Genomic DNA, 17,774 nt, shown 5'->3' on the forward strand with positions numbered 1-17,774 from the left:
TCAGACGGCCTCAACAAGATTGGTTACCTTGCTGAGGCCATCTGAAGTATTATTGCGCTACTTCGTCAGAGGATTCTTCTTTATAGATGATCTCTTCCGATTTTGGCTTTTCTTTGCTCTTTTCCTTCTCTTTTTCTTTATCCTTGTCTTTTTTACCGTCGGGAATGGCGGCATCAATCACTGCGCCCGTTCCTTTGACAACCAATTTTCCGGCAGTCAGGACGGTTGTAGCAGCCAAATCGACAGCCGCGCCTACAACGCAGCCGTTAAGCGTCAGGCAAAGGGCAAGTGCAGGAATCAGGCGTTTTGTGCATCTCAATGGCTGCATCCGCAGTGTCCTTCGTGATGATGGTCGCATCCGAGTGCTTCTTGCCAAGCATCATCATCGCCGTCAAATTCTTCAACTTCGTCAAATTCGCCGTTTTCTACCATGCTTACCAGCTCTTCTAAGCTTTCTGCGCCTTCCACCCAAAAGCAGGGAATATCGGGTGGTGTGTCGGGGGCAAGCAGGGCGGCTTGTTGGTCGTGCCAAGCAATCCAATAGCCATTTTGTGTTTGTACGAATACGGCATCGGGATGGATGGTTTCGTTTTCGGTATTGACCAGCATTCTGGCGGCGATATCGGTTTGAAAAGGTAAGGTTTGCATGATGGTTTGAGAATGTGAGAAAAGAAAGTATTGTAACATGGCAAAAACAAACGCACCGTCTGAGTCAGGCGGTGCGTTTGTGTCTCGGCAACTTGGGTGCGGTCGGTTATGGAGTCGGCCACACCGGGAATGTCATTCCGTCAAGATTATTTGTCTTCGTTAGCCAACACGAAGCGGTAAATAGCCGCGCCAACTGCTGCGCCGGCAATAGGAGCCAACCAGAACAACCACAGTTGTTCAATAGCCCAGCCGCCTTGGAACAAGGCAACACCGGTAGAACGTGCAGGGTTTACGGAAGTATTGGTTACAGGGATGCTGATCAAGTGAATCAGGGTCAGACCCAGGCCAATGGCGATAGGGGCAAAGCCGGCCGGAGCCAGTTTGTCGGTAGAACCCATGATGATGATCAGGAAGAATGCGGTCAGTACGAATTCGATCAGCAAAGCGGCCATCATGTCGTAACCGTTAGGAGAGTGTTCGCCGAAACCGTTGCTGGCAAAGCCGGAGGCAACGGCATCAAAACCGGTTTTACCGGAAGCAATTAGATACAGAACGCCAGCAGCGGCAATCGCACCGATAACTTGGGATACGATGTAAGGCAACAGGTCTTTACCGTTGAAACGGCCGCCGATGAAAAGGCCGATGGAAACGGCAGGGTTGAAGTGGCCGCCGGAAATGTGGCCGACGGCGTATGCCATGGTCAGTACGGTCAAACCGAATGCCAAAGCGACACCGGCAAAGCCAATGCCAAGTTCAGGGTAGGCTGCTGCCAAAACTGCGCTGCCGCAACCGCCGAATACCAGCCAGAAAGTGCCGAAAAATTCTGCAAAATATTTTTTCATTTGTTTTTCCTCGTAAAGGTTGGGGTGTTGCCGAAGGCATGAATCATAATAATATTGCTTCTAATCGAAAAACGGATTTACCTGTTTTTTCCGGTCTTGACAAAAGGCCGTCTGAAAATGGCGACAAATGAATAGGGGTATATCTGGCAGGTCGAGTTTTGTTTATTGAGGCTGGGTTTATTTAATAGCGAAGCAAATGCCGTTAATGCAAAAGCATTTGGTTTTGTTGGTAATATTATTTACAGATTATTTATTTAATCGGAATCTTTGAACTGATTATCTGATAAAAAAGGCCGTCTGAAAGTTTTCAGACGGCCTTAATTTTAAACAAAGATAAATTAATCCAGATGGTCGCTGCTTTGCGCCAAGATGGTGCGGTTGCCATTGTTTTCCGCCGGGGAAACAATACCGTCGGCTTCCATTTGGTCAATCAGGCGGGCAGCGCGGTTGTAGCCGATGCGCAGTTGGCGTTGGATATTGGAAATGCTGGCCTTACGCGATTTTAAGACAACGGAAACGGCTTCGTCATACATGGGGTCGAGATCGCTGTCGTTACTGCGGCTGGTGCCGGTAAAGTCTTCGGTCGAACCGCTGCTTAAAATATCATCGATATAGTCAGGCGCGCCGAATTGTTTCAGGTATTCTACTACGCGGTGAACTTCATTGTCGGATGCGAATGCGCCGTGTACGCGTTGCGGATAGCCGGTGCCAGGTGGCAGGAACAGCATATCGCCTTGGCCGAGCAGGTTTTCCGCACCCATTTGGTCAAGAATCGTGCGGCTGTCGATTTTGCTGGACACTTGGAAGGCAATGCGTGTCGGAATATTGGCTTTAATCAGGCCGGTGATGACATCCACGCTTGGGCGTTGAGTGGCAAGAATCAAATGGATGCCGGCTGCACGCGCTTTTTGGGCAAGACGGGCAATCAGTTCTTCAATTTTTTTGCCTGCAGTCATCATTAGGTCGGCAAACTCATCTACCACGACCACAATAAACGGCAATTTCTCCAATGGCTCAGGATTTTCAGGCGTGAGGCTGAACGGGCTGCCGATTTTTTCGCCACGAGCTGCGGCTTCGGCAATTTTTTGGTTGAAACCGGCAAGGTTGCGCACACCCATAAAGCTCATCAGGCGGTAGCGTTTTTCCATTTCGTTGACGCACCAGTTCAGGGCGTTTGCGGCCAGTTTCATATTGGTTACGACAGGAGCGAGCAGGTGCGGAATGCCTTCGTAAATGCTCAGCTCCAGCATTTTCGGGTCAATCATAATCATGCGCACGTCTTCAGGCGTTGCTTTGAAGAGCATGGACAGAATCATGGCGTTCACGCCTACGGACTTACCTGAACCGGTCGTACCGGCAACCAGCAGATGCGGCGCTTTGGCCAAGTCTGTCACAACAGGCTGGCCGGTAATGTCTTGGCCGAGGGCGAGGGTCAGTTTGGATTTGGATTCGGTAAATGCAGGCGAATTGAAGATTTCGCTTAAGCGGATCATTTGGCGTTTCGGATTAGGCAATTCCAAGCCCATGCAGGTTTTGCCGGGGATAGTTTCCACCACGCGGATGGAAGCCACGCCAAGCGAGCGCGCCAAGTCTTTTTCAAGGTTCAAAACGGCACTGCCGCGCACGCCGACATCAGGCTCAATCTCGTAGCGCGTAATGACCGGGCCGGAATAGGAGTCCATCACTTTGACTTTAACTTTGAACTCGGCCAGTTTTTCTTCAATGGTAATGCTGTTTTCCAGCAACTGTTCTTCAGTTTGCGAGGCGCTTGGGTCAAACTGCGGCGGCAGAAGCAGGGCGGTAGTCGGTAGGTGTGCCTCGGTCAGTGTTGCCGAAGCTGGAATAGCTACACTTGGCGTACTCTCTTGAATGCTTGGTTCTACGGTTTGAACAGGCGTTTCAACGACTGTTTGAGTATATTCAGACGGCCTTGCGATTGTTTCAACAGATTCAACGGGTTCAATGGTTTCAACCGCTTGAATAGCTTCTGCTTCCGCTTGTACAGGAGTTTCCGGCTCACTATTGAATTCCGTTTCTTCGACGGCAGATTCGCTGATTAAATAATCGCGGATACTGCGTTCAGGCTGGTTGCTGACGTGCGCATTGACTTGCGAATCAAAAATCGGCACTTGGATTTTATGTTCAAAAGCAGGTGGCTCGGGGATGTCAATCGGCGCAATCGAGGTTTGGAAAACGGGCGGCTCGGGAATATCGGTTTTAGCCATAGGGACAACCGGTACGGCAGGCGGCTCGACTACGGTTGCGTTTGGTGCGGCAGGTCGGGAGATATAAGGGGATTTTTTAACAGGAGCAGCCGGTTTTGGACGGGACGGCGTTGCCGGTGCGGTAGGTTGTGGTGCAACAGCTTCCGTAGCAGCTTGTTTACGCGCCCATCTTTCGGCGGCCGCTTCGGTATGGCGAACTTGACGGCGTAGGCTGGCAGGGCGGCTGATTTGTCCCAAGTTGGCCAGAATTTCATCATTTTCGATGGTGCGCGGAGAGTAATCGCGCAAAGGGGCGACGGCCGCGGCCAGTTTGTGGCGTGCTGCGGTGCGGCGGGCAAGGTTGTCGTGAATATCTTCCGCTTGGATTTCAGAAGGGAATGCCTGCATGGAAGTATAGGGGAGGATGGCTTCTTTTTCGGCAGTTCTTAAGGCCGTCTGAACGGTTTCGATATGCGGCGCATTGGCTTCTGCTACGCGGACATTATTGGCGCGCGCCAAGGCACGCTCGCGTGTGCGGCGCAAGATAGGGTCGTTGTAGTCGATGATTTCCATGCCTGTCATCGGCAGGGATGAAGCACGCAATAATGGGGTTTCGACTTCGTCTTTGTAAATCGGCGCATTTTTTTCGGCCAAATGCTCGTTCCATTCTTCAACCGCTGCTTCGTGCAGGGAACGGGTAGCTTCTTCTAATGTGATTTCTTCAAAATTGCTGTTTTGCACCAAAGATGGGCTGTATTCGGGCGTTTCCATCTGTGCAAACGGCGTGATTTTAGGAATACGTTCCGGTTTGGCAGCTTTGCGGGTTTTAGGCGCAACTTTGATTTCTTCTTCGGTCGTTGAGATGTGTTCCGGCTCTTCGGCAAACGGCTCTGCTGCATGCTCTTCGTTTGTTTCGGCGCGTTGCGTTTTATTGTGTTCGAGCGCGGAAAGCAGGCGGATGCGGGCGATTTTATGGTTGTCGGCAGTGCGCTTGTTCATGCTGAACAAACGTTTCAGGCTGTCCAGTTGGTCGGAAAAACCGACCGGGCTGTCTTCTTCGTTTATTTCTTGTTCGTCGCCACTGAGTCGGGCCAATTCTTGGCGCCACTTTTGCTCTTGTTTCTGGCGCCACCAGAACAAGCCGGCTATGACAGCCAGCAGAATTAAAGCCAATATTGTCCAAAGCATGCGTCCATCCCCTTAATTAAACGGCAAAGTCCGTTATTCTAACGCTTTTTTCGGGTAAACAAAACCAGCCGAAACAAGCTTTAACGGCAAAGGCAGACAGGATTGTCAAAGCTATGGCTTGAGACGCGTATAATAGGCCGTCTGAACATTTTGCGGATGAGATGATGATTTTTCAAAACGGATGGTTTCCCGTCGGTATCGTGATGGCGGCATGGCCTGTGTTGCTGGTGATTTTTGCTTTGTGCGCAAAGCAGGCATGGGTGTCGGTATCGCAGCATCGTTCCGCTTTTTTGGTGGCTGCCGTGATGTTGCCGCTGGCTTGGAGTTTGAATGCTTCCCCGGAAAGCGGACAACTGGCCGGCATGAGCTATCATTTGCTTGCCTTAAACTTGACGGCTTTAATGCTGGGCACCTCTGCCGCGTTCTGCCTTGGCGTTTTGCTGTTTTTTCCGTATTTGTGGCTTTGGGGCGATTGGCATATGTTCCCTATCAACGCCTTGTCCGTATTGCTTCCGCCTTTGTTGGTGAACTTGGGTTTCCGCCATTGGGTATCGCGTTTGCCTGCCAATATCTTTATCTTTATTTTTCTGAATGGTTTTTGGGCTGCGGCGGTCGGCATGGTGTTTACCGGCGTAATTTTGGTCGGTTTGTTGGACTGGGCGGATGTATTTGATACATCGGTATTGTGGAAAACCGCTTTTCCTGTTTTCTTCTTAATCGCTTGGGCGGAGGCATTTTTGAGCGGTATTTCAACAGCCATTTTTATCGCGCTCAAGCCGCAATGGATTTGTACTTTCGATGACGACAGGTATTTGAAATCCGTGCCTAAGATTTGGCAATAAAATATAAATGCATCCTTGCTTGGTTTTCAGACGGTCTAATGACCGGATGGCCTGTTTTTTGAATTGAATTTTTAACTTGTTATGTTTGCTTATATTTTTCCCATTGTTTGCGGTGCCATTGTCGGAGCTGTATTGCGTTGGCTGTTTGGCTTGGTGCTAGTGTCTTCTGCGCCTTTTTCTATCGGTACATTGGCGGCAAACTGGCTGGGCGCGTTGCTGATTGGTGTATTGGCAGAACTCTTAACCGATCCGCAATGGCGTTTGCTTTGGATTACCGGCTTTCTCGGCAGCTTGACCACATTTTCAGGTTTTTCAGTGGAGATGGTGGGTTTGATGCAGGCACAACGTTGGGGCATGGCCTTGATGGCAACCTGTCTGCATGTTTTCGGTTCGTTTGGTTTGACGGCGCTGGGGATTAAATTGGCGCAGATTTGGAAGTAAGCAAAAATAACGGGGTGCAAAATTGCACCCCGTTATTTTTTATAGGCATTTAATCAATGCCAATAGGCAAACAGACGGTTTCTTGACAATAGATTTTGCCGGACTCGCTTAAGTGTGCCGGTTTGTAGGCGGCAAAGGTGTAGGTCAGGTCTGCGCGGAATGTGTCAGGATCGGCTTCGGCGGTGTCGCAGTTGAGGCCGGTGGGAATATCGAGGGCGACTTTCAGGCCGTCTGAATGATTGAGTTGGCGGCAGAGGGTGGCGATTTCGGTTGGAAGCGCGCCGCTGAAGCCTGTGCCGAATATGCCTTCGATAATGATGTCGTAACCTTTTTTCAGACGGCCTTCCAGTTCTTGTGCGGATATCAATTCAATATGGGGCAAACCGTTGAGGCGTTCGCGATTGGTTTGAGCTAAAGGGGAGAGGTTTTCTCCGAGTGAAAACAGAATATCGATGTGCCACCCTTGCGCCTGCATATATCTTGCCATGACTAAGCCGTCGCCGCCGTTGTTGCCTTTGCCGCAAACAATCAGGGCGCATCCGGCTTGAGGATGACGCTGCATGAGGTCTCGGGCGGCAGAACTGCCGGCGTTTTCCATTAGTTGGTCGAAGCTTGTGCCTTTATCGACAGCTGCTTGTTCGCGTTCGCGCATTTGGGCGGCGGTATAGACTTTCATGATCGGCTCTCTTTGCAGGAAGTTATTTATCGGCGGTATTCATCAGGCGCAAGGCTTTCAGACGGCCTATTTCTTTTTGATATTCCACCAGTCCGATAAATGCGCCGTCTCGGTTGTATACACGGATGGGCTGTTCGGCGGAAATGTCTTCGGTAAACTGGGGGCGTTGGCCGTGTTTGAGCATGGTAATGGCGTAGTCGTTTAACTCAAGTTTGGGGAAATGTTGCACCAAGACATCGCAAGGCAGCAATAGGGCATCGCGTTCGGCTTCATCCAATTCTGTCAAGGCTTCGAGCGTGTGGCTTTGGGCAATGGTAAAGCCTGCGGTTTCGGTACGGCGCAGGGCGGTCAGGTGGGCGAATGTGCCGATGTGTTTGGCGATGTCTTCGCTGAGGGTGCGGATGTAAGTGCCTTTGCTGCAACGTACGTCTATCACGGCTTTGGGTGCATCAAACTCATTGATATTAATGGAGTAAATGGTGATGTCTCGTGCTTTACGTTCGATAACGATGCCTTTGCGCGCGTATTCGTACAGCGGTTTGCCTTCGTGCTTGAGGGCGGAAAACATGGGAGGTACTTGGCGGATATCGCCCGTTAAGGCTTGGCAGGCTGTCTGAAATTCGGACAATGAAATATCGGCGCGTGCGGTGGCAACGATTTCGCCTTCTGCATCACCCGTACTGCTGGCTTCGCCCAGTTTCAGCGTGGCGGTGTAGGCTTTGTCGGCATCAATCAGGTATTGGGCGAACTTGGTCGCTTCACCAAAACAAACAGGCAGAAGCCCTGTGGCCAAAGGATCGAGTACGCCGGTATGCCCGGCTTTTTCAGCACGGAACAACCGTCGCGCTTTTTGCAGGGCGGTATTGCTGGAAAGACCTTCGGGTTTGTCGAGGAGAAGAACGCCGTTGACCGGGCGTTTGGTGGGTTTGGCTGTCATATTAAGTAGGGGGTGTTAATGTTTAGGCCGTCTGAAAGCATTCAGACGGCCTGCGTGTTTTAGTCAATCAGTCTTCAACCGGTTTTTCCGCTGCTACTTGGTCGATCAGGCTGGAAATGCTCATGCCGCGTTCGAGTGATTCGTCGTATTTGAAGTGCAGCTCGGGCGTTTTGAAGAGTTTGATGCGTTTGGCCAATTCGCTGCGCAAATGACCTTTGGCGTGTTCCAAAGCTTCTTCGGTAATGTCGCGTGTGCTGTCGTCGAGGACGGTATAGAACACGGTTGCGTGGCTGTAATCGCGGGTGACTTCGACTTCGTTGATGGTGATGAAGCCTGCGCGCGGGTCTTTCAGGCCGGTGCGGACAAGTTCGGCAAGTTCGCGCATGATTTGTTCTTTGACACGGTCTTGGCGGGCGTAGCCGCGTTGGGGTTTTCTCATGGTTTTCCTTGATGTATGGCAGGCTGTCGTTTTTAGACGGCCTGCGGTTTGAATTTTGAACAGCTGCCTATTATAACGGAGCGCGGTTTATTGTGCTTGAACCGAGAAAGGCATATCGATTTTTTGCCATTGCGCGCTTTCGTAGTCCAGCGCATCGGCGATGAGGGGGTGTTGCTCCAGCCATTGGGCGTTGATGCGCAAGATGAAGCTGTGGTTATTTTCATCGACGCGAAGCTGGGTTTGCGGCGGCAAATCCAGCGGCAGGCGCGAACGGCAGAAGAGGGCTGCCAGGCGCAGGGACAACACGGCACACCACATGATTTCGTTGCTACCAATAATGTCCGCCATTTTCTTAAGGTCGCCGCGATGGCCGATAACCAGTTGTGCCAAAATGGTTTGCTCTTTGCGTGAGAAGCCCGGCATATCGGCGTTTTCGAGAATGTAGGCGGAGTGTTTGTGATAACCGGTATGGGCAATATCCAAGCCGATTTCATGCAGACGGCCTGCGCGGCTGAGGTATTGGTTCCACAGGGCAAGCTCTTGAACGGTTACGTTTTTGGCGTGGCACAGGCTGTTCATGAAGGCTTGCGCGGTATCGGCAACGCGTTTGGCTTGGTTGAGGCTGACGTGGTAGCGTTTTTGGAACTCCGCCGTTGTCTGTTCGCGCATATCGACATTTAGGCTGCGGCCGATTAAGTCGTAGAACACGCCGTCACGGAGTGCGGCTTCGGTAACGGTCATTTTGGTCAGCGAGAGTTCTTCAAAAGCGGCCATCATCACGGCCAACCCGCCCGCAAAAACTTCGACGCGTTCAGGTTTGAGGTTTTCAAATTTGGCTTTTTTAACCGAACCGGCTTCGATAATCCTATCGGCAAGATAACGCATGCCTTGGGCGGTAATGTCGGCTTCCTGCGGCAATTCGGCCGCCAAAACGTCGCGTATGGATTTGGCCGAACCGGACGTGCCGATGGCGAAATCCCAACCGGTGCGCTTCATCAGTTTGCTGATGCGCTGGATTTCGATACGCGCGGCGGAAACGGCGGCTTGGAAATCTTTGGCGGTCACTTTGTTTTGGAAGAAGCGCATGCTGTATGTTACGCAGCCCAAAGGCAGGCTTTCTGTGGTCAGCGGTTGCAAATCCGAGCCGATGACAAATTCGGTCGAACCGCCGCCGATGTCGATAACCAGCATTTTGTCGCCTTTAGGCGGCAGGGTATGCACTACGCCGGTATAAATAAGACGCGCTTCTTCGCGGCCGGCAATGACTTCGATGGGGAAACCCAGCGCCGCTTCGGCACGGGGCAGGAATTGGGCGATGTTTTTGGCGACGCGGAAAGTGTTGGTGGCCACCACGCGCACGTTTTCAGGTTGGAATCCGCGCAGGCGTTCGCCAAATTTTGCCAAACATTCCAAGGCTTGTTCTTGAGAGGCTTCGCTCAGGTTTTTTTGTTCGTCCAAGCCGGCGGCAAAGCGTACCATTTGTTTGAAGGAGTCGATGACTTTCAGCTGGCCGTTGTTGTTTTCACAAATTTGCAGGCGGAAACTGTTGGAACCCAAGTCGACGGAGGCTAAAACGTTGGCGGGAGTGGTGGTCATAAAAAATACCGCTTGATTAGAAAAACCTAAATGTTACTTGAGGCGGTATCACTTGACAATAAAAGGAATACAGCTCTTTGATTCTGCTCATAGATGTATTTTATAATGCTGATTTTAAGCAAATATATCAAAGGCCGTCTGAACTTTTCAGACGGCCTAAAAAGAGAAACACATGAAATCGGAAAACCAAGATTTCTTATTTTTATCGCGCCGCCGCCTGTTGCAAGTCGGCGGAGCCATGCTTTTGACGCCTGCGACCGCATGGGCGGGGGCGCAACGTGAAGAAACGCTGGCCGATGATGTGGCTTCCGTGATGCGCAGTTCGATTAATAGTGCCAGCCCTGCGCGGCTGGTGTTTGCCGATTCGAGGGAAGGGGAACGTTGGTTGGCGGCGATGTCTTCCCGATTGGCACGCTTTATTCCCGATGAGGGCGAGCGCCGCCGTTTGTTGGTCAATATTCAATACGAAAGCAGTCGCGCCGGACTCAACACCCAAGTGATTCTGGGTTTGATTGAAGTGGAAAGCGCGTTTCGCCAATATGCCATCAGCGGAGTGGGCGCGCGCGGTTTGATGCAGGTGATGCCGTTTTGGAAAAACTATATCGGCAATCCGTCGCACAACCTTTTCGATATCCGCACCAATCTGCGCTATGGCTGCACCATTCTGCGCCATTACAACAATATTGAAAAAGGCAATATTGTCCGCGCTTTGGCAAGGTTTAACGGCAGCTTGGGCAGTAACAAATATCCAAATGCCGTGTTAGGCGCGTGGCGAAATAGATGGCAGTGGGGTTGATTCGGGATAAATGGGATAGGGCAGATGTTGCGTGACTTTGGTTTCTGTTGAAACCTTTTTATACCGATGAAGCAGGTTTGCGATAAACGGCTTGCGATTTGACCCCATGCAATTCTTTTGAATCCTGTATAATCAGAAAATCTGTTAATTCACACTTTCAGACGGCCTTTCGCAAACTTAAGGCCGTCTGAAACATTATTTATGGCAAGAGATAACCGCATTCAAATGTTTCCGCACGAGTGGCGTGCCAGTACCACACTTTCCGGCGTTTACGCACTGCGTATGTTGGGGATGTTTTTGGTGTTGCCTGTCTTGGCAATGTATGCCGCTTCGTTGCCCGGCGCAGAAAATAATAAAGCATTGGTCGGTATGGCGATGGGTATTTACGGGCTGACACAGGCTTTGCTGCAGTTGCCTTTGGGCATGGCTTCCGATAAGTTCGGCCGTAAAAAAGTGATTTATGCCGGCCTGATTGTGTTTGCGGCAGGTAGTTTTTTGGCCGCAGTTGCCGACAGCCTGCAGATGTTGGTTGCCGCGCGTGCCATTCAGGGCGCGGGCGCAGTCAGTGCGGCGGTAACGGCTTTGCTGGCAGATTTGACCCGTAACGAAGTGCGGACGCGTGCGATGGCGATGATCGGCCTGAGTATCGGCTTGACCTTTTCCGTCAGCCTAGTGCTGGCCCCGATGATTGCCAGCTTTATCGGCGTATCCGGCCTGTTTGCGCTGACCGGTATTCTGACTGTAATCAGTATCGGCGTGGTTGCCTGGATGACACCTGATCCGGAAGTATCAAAAATGCACGAAGACACGCAGGCGCAGCCTTCGCGTATGGGTGAAGTATTGAAAAACCGCCAACTGCTCAATCTCGACTTCGGTATTTTTGCCTTGCATGCGGCGCAAATGGCTTTATTTACCGCATTGCCGTTTGCCATGACGCAGCTGGGTTTGGAAAAAATCCATCACTGGCAAGTCTATCTGCCGTCAACCATTACCGGCCTGATTATTATGGTGCCGCTGATTATTGTCGGCGAAACGCGCAACAAGCTCAAACAAGTGTTTATCCTTGGTATCGTCTGCATTGCTGCGGCGCAAATCGGCCTGCTGTTTGGAATGCACTCGGTATGGTTGATTACCGCTTATCTGATTGTTTACTTTATTGGTTTCAATGTATTGGAAGCCAGCCTGCCGTCTATGGTATCGAAAATCGCTCCGTCCGATTTGAAAGGCACCGCGATGGGCGTGTATAACACCATGCAGTCGGTCGGCTTATTTGTCGGCGGCGCAACCGGTGGTTTATTGTTCCAAAAATACGGTTTTGTAGGCGTATTTGCCTTTTGTAGCGTATTGATGTTGCTGTGGCTGGTATTGGCAGTCATTTCGCCGGCACCTAAACCTGTCAAAAACCTCAGCTATCCGCTTAACGCCGAATGGCAACAAAATCCGGATTTGCTCTACCAAAAATTGACCGAAATTGAAGGCGTTGAAAGCATCAGCTTTAGCGCAGACAAACAAACCATTTATATCAAGGCCTTGCAAAAAGGATTCGACCAAGAGGCCGCCGAAAAAATTATCACAGGAGTGTAAAATGTCATTGAATAAAGTTATCCTCATCGGCCGTCTCGGCCGCGACCCGGAAGTCCGCTATATGCCCAACGGCGAGGCCGTCTGTAACTTCAGCGTTGCCACCAGCGAAACGTGGAACGACCGTAACGGCCAACGCGTAGAACGTACCGAATGGCACAACATCACCATGTACCGCAAACTCGCCGAAATCGCCGGTCAATACCTGCGTAAAGGCAGCCAAGTGTATCTGGAAGGCCGTATCCAAAGCCGTAAATACCAAGGCAAAGACGGCATCGAGCGCACCGCTTACGACATCATCGCCAACGAAATGAAAATGCTTGGCGGTCGCAACGACAACAGCGGCGGCGCACCATATGATGACGGCTACAACCAAGGCGGTCATTCAAGCCAAAGCAGTTACCAACAAGCATCACAACAGCAATACCAATCCACCCCAGCGCAAGAACCCCCGGCCGCCCCAGCCCGTCGTCCTGCTCCGGCACAACCGACCGCTCCGGTTGATGATATCGACGACGATATTCCGTTCTAATTATTGAGCAAATAAAAAGGCCGTCTGAAAAATATACTTTCAGACGGCCTGAGATCTTTGTAAAATCCCCAAAAATCCCTCAATGTCTTGGGGAGATTTAGGGGATTTTTACAAAGGTTTTTGTCAGGTTTTTATGCTTAATCAATAAATTAGGGAGGCGTTTGTTTTTCAGGCTGTCATGTTACTGCCTTTCAAACGTCAATTTTCCTATATCCATAAGGAATAAGGGGGTTATATATGTTTAGAAACTAAGCTAAACAGATTTAGTCTCAATATATTCTCAGCTTCTGAAATATTCATCCCCCAAATATCTGCTAATATTGCAATGCCAATATTGGCATTCCAGGGTAGTAAAGCTTGTGTTTTAAAACACCCAAAAGGTCCATCGGTTTCAATCAATATTTTTTCTATTGGCATTAGTTTGACCAACTCATAACCCTTTTTACTGCTTAACATTGCAGGTCCTACAGAAAAATAGCAGCCTATTTCAATCGCTCGTTTTAGCTGTTGTTTTGTGCCTGAAAACCAATGAAGGATTGGTAAGTTACCATTTACTTGAATTAATTCATCTAGTACAGCATTTGCACTCATTCTAGAATGTATACTTAATATTTTTCCTCCAGATTTTGCTGAGCTTCTTAAAATATGGCGAAAAACCTTTAATTGGGTTTCCCAATGTGTTTTAAACTCTTTTCCGCCATCCAGCCCAATTTCACCTACATAGCGAGTTTGGTTTAATAATTCATCAAACAAATCCAATTCCTGCCAACGTTCGTGAGCCAGTTGCGGATGCAATCCCAAGGCGGTACGAATACGAGGACAATCTTTTGCTAATGAACTTGTTCCATACCACGCTTTGGGTGTGGTTGTAACAGATAAAACATAAATATTTTCATCTTTACATCGTTTTGCAACGTATTGTGGATTAGTATATAAATCCAAATGGCAATGCATATCCATCATAATATTTGGTTCACTATTAAAAGTTGCTCCACTTCATCCAGTCCGCTCCTAAAAACATTTGCAAACTGATTTAGTTGTTGAGTGGGTAGTGGACCACTTTGTAAAACCCATTGATTGATGTTGCGATGATTTTTTTGACGAATAGCATTTATTAAAGCAAATAAATCATCTCTTCTGTCCTGATTTATTAAAATTTGCCGAATATCATTAAATTCATATTGGGCATCATTGGTAATACCAGCATAATGCAATGACGCTCTACGAATCAGGCATGGAACACAAACCCCGCATTGTTTATTTTTGCGTTTCCAATGGCTACACGAAACAGTATCAGGGATAATTTGCTGTAATAATGGTAAATTTTTACATTCTGCTATCATTTGCCCTTTAGTTTTAAATTGATAAGGATTTCTTAAAGTGAAAGGAATATTGACCGCAGTGAAAAATTTTTGTATTTCTTGGATAAAATAAGGGTGAGTGGTACGGGTACTTAAAGCGCCTACTCTGCGTACTGTTAAAGGTGCATTGATTGAAATTACCCCATTTTCAGGCACTAAAATATCAATCTTTTTTTGCGCGACTTCCTGTAATGTATAAGCTGATACAATAGCAAATGCCAAAAAATTTAAACTTCTGGTTCGCATTGTGATTTCAGCAGTTTTTCCATTATTTAGATGTGGCTGTGCAATCGCATTAAATTGCGAAAATCGATCAGTATAACCATATTGATTAAGTTTCTGGATAATGACATGCTGACGTGATTTATCACCTTTATAAGAATGGCTAACTAAAACCGGTGAATGTCCCTGCTCCAATAAATCAATCGCCCCAATTGCTGAATCTAAACCACCTGAAAACAAACAAACGCTGTCTTTATTTCTTAAATCCACCAATTTGGTTCGGCTACTTAATTTATAGGGCCGTGGCGGTAATTGCCCTCCTGCCTGAAAATTAAACTGCCAAATATCGCCACTTAAAAAGTGTAAGATCTGTTCTAAATGGGTTTTGTTTGTATGCCAAATATCAGGCTGGCACAAAGGTAAAGTAATGGAAAACGAACGACACCAACCATTTGCGGTATCTTTTCGCAAAACAAAAGTGTCTGCTGCCGTTACTGCCAAAGCAATCGTCAAAAAATCCATTACAGTATCACTGGGTGCAACACCCAATTTTTTAACTTGTTTCAAAATCCTATTGCCGATATAAGCAATTTGTAGATTTTTATCTCCCATTCCATACAACCGAACAGGTATTACACCGTTTGGTAGATTTTTTAATTGTTCAATATCGTGATGAAAAACTAATTGAGCCATCAATACTCCTCCCACTCTTCCCAAATTTCCAAAATAGTTTGATTTTGAATTTCTTGCATTTGTTCAATTGTTAACTGGCAAACATCATCCGTAAATTTAGGGGCAAGCTTAATATCTACTACTTCACGAATGAGTTGTCGTAAATCATTTTCTGCTATGGCAATTTGCACAGGATCATCACCTTTCTTCCAAGCCTTGCCGGCATCGTGTGCAATTTGCAGAAAAATACTTTCAGTTAAATAACAAACCATCATTCCACCAATGACTTCAGTAGTAATGCTATTTTCATCAAAAGTTGTCATTCCTTCCAATGCTTCTGATAAAGCAATATTCATCGCAGCACGAATTTTGTCTGAATCACCGTGGTGACCAGCCAAAAGTTCGGTAATTTGGGTGATGACTTGATCACAAGGCTGGCCATTTAAACTATGTAAATTAACCGAATATTGTTGCTGCTGGCTGCCTGAAAAAATGCCAAATAAATCCGAACCTGCTTGGGTAATTTTCCCTAATTTTTGGACGGCTGTATGCTTACCACCACTGGCTTTTCGTGCATAATGACCAAGTGCTTTACGTACATCATCACGTCCACTGCCTCGTACAGCCCTACCGATTGCTTGACGCAATCCCTTTAATCTCTGTGGATCTGGCGTTTGAGTCGTTGCTTGGCTGTCATCAACCCAAGCCGGTAACAGAGGTGAACGACCATTTGGTCCTACGCTAGACTGTGAAGTACCCATTTATTATTCCTTATACCAATTTGCATTTTTTAAAGCCGTATTTAACCAAGGTTTTTTTACACTTTGTTTTAACCCAATAATGAAACGGTTTAAAATTCTTGCCCCATCTTCTGAATTTTCTGCCAACAAACAAGCCCCCACAAAACCATTTGGACTTTTATCCCAATTATCCACTTTTCTTAATTGTTCCACTAACGCGTCCATAACAGAGATTTGTTCATCCATTGTTAGTTGTTGAATGGCATCTTGGGTACCTTGTGAGCCTGTTCTTGATGTGGTTGTAAGTAAAATGTTTAAAGCATCTTGGGCTTTTTGAGAAAGTTGAGCGGTATAAGTATTTAGCGGTATGGTTTCTCTGGATAAATAGATCGCCGCACGCAAATCAACATTGGATAATTTGGGCTCTAACTTTGCCCATTCTTTGATAAATGCTTGAATAGGCTTATTTTCAGAGAGTGTTGATAAATTTTGCTCATTGTTATCTTCCAGCTCTTTTAATAGTTCAGGTTTACCCTCTCTTTCGTAAACAAGCCGATAAAATTTTGTTATCACATCATAATCCACGCATCGCTCAAAAATAACCAGCTTGGTAATAATTGCTTCATCTAACGGCATTTGACGCTTGTTTGCGATTTTGGTACGCATTTTAATGGTATTTAAAATACGTTTTACAATTCTAGGATTACCCTGAATATTAGGTGAATTTGCTAATAAAGGCGCTATTCTGTTTGCGCGTTCAAAATCTGACAATAGAGTTTGATTGTGTTGCTCCTCAATAGTTTCAGCCACTTCTTCTGGATTTAAAGATTGACTTTTCCAAGATTGTTGCAAATGATTTTCTAAAAATTGGCGTAAACTTGCTAATTTTCCGGTTGGTACTTTTTGATGAATGGCGTACAGCATATATAAATACGCACGAATTTCAAGCACACCTGCTTTGGGTACACGAATAGGAATCTGTATGAGCTTATCCAAATAATCAATTTGATGACGATACGACAAATCTTTGTAATGCTCCGCAACTGAATGGCGAATCATTTCCTCGTCAGCCGCGATAATGAATGCCGTCCGATTTAAAAACAAAAATAAACGAATCGCCTCCAATGTCTGAATAGCATTAGCAGGCAGACAACGGTCAAGATTATCAATTACAATAACCAGCTTTTTGCCTAAATCCTGTAAGATTTCGCCATATTCTTTTCTGAACTCATCAATTTGTTTTGGTGGAGTTTGTTGTTCTTTGGATTTGATAAGATTTTTTTCTGAATCAACGATTTCTTTTACTGTTTCTACAACTTGCTTACTTTCCGTTTCATTTTGAATACCATCCAAAGCATTTTGGGCTGTTTCAAATATTTTGGATACTAAACCAAAAGCAGGTAAGCCTGCTGCTAAAGCTGCACCCTCTACAACTAAACCAGCTACACGTAAGCCATTAATTCTTGCAAATAAGTTTTTGGATTTTTGCAAGATGGTTTCTTTATCTTTGGCGGCCTGAATCAAATGGCTTGCAATAGTTTCCAAAAGCGCCGCTCTGGCATCATCAAATCCCTGATAGAGCCAAGCATCAAATTTAATTATAATCCATTCATCAGGTTTGATTTGTTGCTCAATTAAATTTAATAGAGAGGACTTGCCTGCCCCCCAGTTGCCAAAAACACCTATCGAAACGGGAAGCATAGCTTCAGTTTCTAATATTTCAGTAACAATTTGCGACACTTCGCCAAAATTGAGATAGTCTTCTTTAGATTCAGTATCTGACCACATTTAATTAACCTCATTTATAAAATATAATTTTTTACATTTTACATATTTTTAGTAAACATTTTAATGTTTTTATAATGATAAGTATATAGAAAGTAGCAAGGTCGGTGGATGAGTTATCGAAATTAAAAGATATTAGGAAAAGGGATGGAAGTGGAATAAAACAGATAAACAGATTAAACTACTATAATCAATAAGCGTAAAAAACAGTATACTCAAATTTAGCAATGCCTCTTACTAGAGTTAAACGTGATAATTTCTACTATAACCTA

General features: G+C 46.9%; 17 protein-coding genes. 5 read left to right on the top strand and 12 right to left on the bottom strand.

The genetic code is table 11. The features are described 5' to 3' along the window. Window positions 1-49 precede the first annotated feature (49 nt). The 4 genes from HMPREF2560_RS10550 to HMPREF2560_RS10565 all read right to left on the bottom strand — a co-directional run bounded on the left by HMPREF2560_RS10550 (window position 50) and on the right by HMPREF2560_RS10565 (window position 4,882). A complete protein-coding gene (locus HMPREF2560_RS10550) occupies window positions 50-328 on the bottom strand; it encodes an NF038104 family lipoprotein (protein ID WP_070608632.1) in 279 nt (92 codons plus the stop codon). Further along, window positions 316-648 (bottom strand): hypothetical protein, encoded by a 333-nt coding sequence (locus HMPREF2560_RS10555; protein WP_049332818.1) that lies wholly within the window; start codon window positions 646-648, stop codon window positions 316-318. Before HMPREF2560_RS10555 ends, HMPREF2560_RS10550 begins: the two co-directional genes overlap by 13 nt. Before the next feature lie 146 nt (window positions 649-794). Next, window positions 795-1,490 carry an aquaporin Z gene (gene aqpZ / locus HMPREF2560_RS10560; protein WP_070608634.1) on the bottom strand — a complete coding sequence of 232 codons (696 nt, stop codon included), beginning with the start codon at window positions 1,488-1,490 and terminating at the stop codon, window positions 795-797. Window positions 1,491-1,828: 338 nt separating this feature from the next. Next, complete coding sequence (locus HMPREF2560_RS10565) at window positions 1,829-4,882, bottom strand: DNA translocase FtsK (protein ID WP_070608636.1); 3,054 nt, start codon at window positions 4,880-4,882, stop codon at window positions 1,829-1,831. Between the two features lie 164 nt (window positions 4,883-5,046). Here HMPREF2560_RS10565 and HMPREF2560_RS10570 point away from each other — a divergent pair, with 164 nt between their 5' ends. After that, window positions 5,047-5,724, top strand: a complete 678-nt coding sequence (locus HMPREF2560_RS10570; RefSeq protein WP_070609009.1) for an energy-coupling factor ABC transporter permease — start codon at window positions 5,047-5,049, stop codon at window positions 5,722-5,724. Between the two features lie 81 nt (window positions 5,725-5,805). Then, entirely contained in the window at window positions 5,806-6,165 is a 360-nt protein-coding gene (locus HMPREF2560_RS10575) for a CrcB family protein (protein WP_070608638.1), read from the top strand. A gap of 49 nt (window positions 6,166-6,214) precedes the next feature. Here the strand turns inward: HMPREF2560_RS10575 and HMPREF2560_RS10580 are convergent, their stop codons facing one another. The 4 genes from HMPREF2560_RS10580 to ppx all read right to left on the bottom strand — a co-directional run bounded on the left by HMPREF2560_RS10580 (window position 6,215) and on the right by ppx (window position 9,813). Continuing rightward, window positions 6,215-6,841 carry an NAD(P)H-hydrate epimerase gene (locus HMPREF2560_RS10580; RefSeq protein ID WP_070608641.1) on the bottom strand — a complete coding sequence of 209 codons (627 nt, stop codon included), beginning with the start codon at window positions 6,839-6,841 and terminating at the stop codon, window positions 6,215-6,217. Between the two features lie 22 nt (window positions 6,842-6,863). After that, on the bottom strand, window positions 6,864-7,778 hold the full coding sequence (truB, locus tag HMPREF2560_RS10585) for a tRNA pseudouridine(55) synthase TruB (protein WP_070608643.1): 915 nt from the start codon (window positions 7,776-7,778) through the stop codon (window positions 6,864-6,866). A 67-nt stretch (window positions 7,779-7,845) separates the two neighbouring features. Then, entirely contained in the window at window positions 7,846-8,217 is a 372-nt protein-coding gene (gene rbfA, locus HMPREF2560_RS10590; protein ID WP_003685554.1) for a 30S ribosome-binding factor RbfA, read from the bottom strand. An 87-nt stretch (window positions 8,218-8,304) separates the two neighbouring features. Beyond that, on the bottom strand, window positions 8,305-9,813 hold the full coding sequence (ppx, locus tag HMPREF2560_RS10595) for an exopolyphosphatase (protein WP_070608645.1): 1,509 nt from the start codon (window positions 9,811-9,813) through the stop codon (window positions 8,305-8,307). A 172-nt stretch (window positions 9,814-9,985) separates the two neighbouring features. Between ppx and HMPREF2560_RS10600 the strand changes: the two genes are divergently transcribed. From HMPREF2560_RS10600 to HMPREF2560_RS10610, 3 genes are all read left to right on the top strand, one after another. Further along, window positions 9,986-10,609: a lytic transglycosylase domain-containing protein gene (locus tag HMPREF2560_RS10600; RefSeq protein WP_070608647.1), complete on the top strand. Its 624-nt coding sequence runs from the start codon at window positions 9,986-9,988 to the stop codon at window positions 10,607-10,609. 201 nt (window positions 10,610-10,810) lie between these two features. Further along, window positions 10,811-12,193, top strand: a complete 1,383-nt coding sequence (locus HMPREF2560_RS10605) for an MFS transporter (RefSeq protein ID WP_003685608.1) — start codon at window positions 10,811-10,813, stop codon at window positions 12,191-12,193. A gap of 1 nt (window position 12,194) precedes the next feature. Beyond that, window positions 12,195-12,722 carry a single-stranded DNA-binding protein gene (locus tag HMPREF2560_RS10610; protein WP_070608650.1) on the top strand — a complete coding sequence of 176 codons (528 nt, stop codon included), beginning with the start codon at window positions 12,195-12,197 and terminating at the stop codon, window positions 12,720-12,722. A 231-nt stretch (window positions 12,723-12,953) separates the two neighbouring features. Here HMPREF2560_RS10610 and qatD read toward each other — a convergent pair whose 3' ends face one another. Genes qatD through HMPREF2560_RS10630 form a run of 4 tightly spaced genes read right to left on the bottom strand, consistent with a single transcriptional unit; the run spans window position 12,954 to window position 17,505 of the window. Beyond that, the gene (qatD, locus tag HMPREF2560_RS10615) at window positions 12,954-13,685 is read right to left on the bottom strand and encodes a Qat anti-phage system TatD family nuclease QatD (protein ID WP_070608652.1); all 732 of its coding nucleotides are present in this window, start codon (window positions 13,683-13,685) and stop codon (window positions 12,954-12,956) included. Then, complete coding sequence (gene qatC, locus HMPREF2560_RS10620) at window positions 13,682-14,998, bottom strand: Qat anti-phage system QueC-like protein QatC (protein WP_070873870.1); 1,317 nt, start codon at window positions 14,996-14,998, stop codon at window positions 13,682-13,684. Before qatC ends, qatD begins: the two co-directional genes overlap by 4 nt. After that, window positions 14,998-15,738 carry a hypothetical protein gene (locus HMPREF2560_RS10625; RefSeq protein WP_070608655.1) on the bottom strand — a complete coding sequence of 247 codons (741 nt, stop codon included), beginning with the start codon at window positions 15,736-15,738 and terminating at the stop codon, window positions 14,998-15,000. Before HMPREF2560_RS10625 ends, qatC begins: the two co-directional genes overlap by 1 nt. A gap of 3 nt (window positions 15,739-15,741) precedes the next feature. Further along, complete coding sequence (locus tag HMPREF2560_RS10630; RefSeq protein ID WP_070873871.1) at window positions 15,742-17,505, bottom strand: KAP family P-loop NTPase fold protein; 1,764 nt, start codon at window positions 17,503-17,505, stop codon at window positions 15,742-15,744. Window positions 17,506-17,774 lie beyond the last annotated feature (269 nt).

Source organism: Neisseria sp. HMSC078H04 (genome assembly GCF_001838135.1).
Taxonomy (GTDB): domain Bacteria; phylum Pseudomonadota; class Gammaproteobacteria; order Burkholderiales; family Neisseriaceae; genus Neisseria.

Excerpts from the sequence above, each read along its gene's own strand:
- qatD (WP_070608652.1), bottom strand. The coding sequence starts at position 13,685 with ATGATGGATATGCATTGCCATTTGGATTTATATACTAATCCACAATAC.
- HMPREF2560_RS10625 (WP_070608655.1), bottom strand. The coding sequence starts at position 15,738 with ATGGGTACTTCACAGTCTAGCGTAGGACCAAATGGTCGTTCACCTCTG.
- HMPREF2560_RS10575 (WP_070608638.1), top strand. The coding sequence starts at position 5,806 with ATGTTTGCTTATATTTTTCCCATTGTTTGCGGTGCCATTGTCGGAGCT.
- truB (WP_070608643.1), bottom strand. The coding sequence starts at position 7,778 with ATGACAGCCAAACCCACCAAACGCCCGGTCAACGGCGTTCTTCTCCTC.
- ppx (WP_070608645.1), bottom strand. The coding sequence starts at position 9,813 with ATGACCACCACTCCCGCCAACGTTTTAGCCTCCGTCGACTTGGGTTCC.
- qatC (WP_070873870.1), bottom strand. The coding sequence starts at position 14,998 with ATGGCTCAATTAGTTTTTCATCACGATATTGAACAATTAAAAAATCTA.
- HMPREF2560_RS10605 (WP_003685608.1), top strand. The coding sequence starts at position 10,811 with ATGGCAAGAGATAACCGCATTCAAATGTTTCCGCACGAGTGGCGTGCC.
- HMPREF2560_RS10610 (WP_070608650.1), top strand. The coding sequence starts at position 12,195 with ATGTCATTGAATAAAGTTATCCTCATCGGCCGTCTCGGCCGCGACCCG.
- HMPREF2560_RS10600 (WP_070608647.1), top strand. The coding sequence starts at position 9,986 with ATGAAATCGGAAAACCAAGATTTCTTATTTTTATCGCGCCGCCGCCTG.
- HMPREF2560_RS10555 (WP_049332818.1), bottom strand. The coding sequence starts at position 648 with ATGCAAACCTTACCTTTTCAAACCGATATCGCCGCCAGAATGCTGGTC.
- HMPREF2560_RS10580 (WP_070608641.1), bottom strand. The coding sequence starts at position 6,841 with ATGAAAGTCTATACCGCCGCCCAAATGCGCGAACGCGAACAAGCAGCT.
- HMPREF2560_RS10570 (WP_070609009.1), top strand. The coding sequence starts at position 5,047 with ATGATTTTTCAAAACGGATGGTTTCCCGTCGGTATCGTGATGGCGGCA.
- HMPREF2560_RS10630 (WP_070873871.1), bottom strand. The coding sequence starts at position 17,505 with ATGTGGTCAGATACTGAATCTAAAGAAGACTATCTCAATTTTGGCGAA.
- aqpZ (WP_070608634.1), bottom strand. The coding sequence starts at position 1,490 with ATGAAAAAATATTTTGCAGAATTTTTCGGCACTTTCTGGCTGGTATTC.
- HMPREF2560_RS10565 (WP_070608636.1), bottom strand. The coding sequence starts at position 4,882 with ATGCTTTGGACAATATTGGCTTTAATTCTGCTGGCTGTCATAGCCGGC.
- HMPREF2560_RS10550 (WP_070608632.1), bottom strand. The coding sequence starts at position 328 with ATGCAGCCATTGAGATGCACAAAACGCCTGATTCCTGCACTTGCCCTT.
- rbfA (WP_003685554.1), bottom strand. The coding sequence starts at position 8,217 with ATGAGAAAACCCCAACGCGGCTACGCCCGCCAAGACCGTGTCAAAGAA.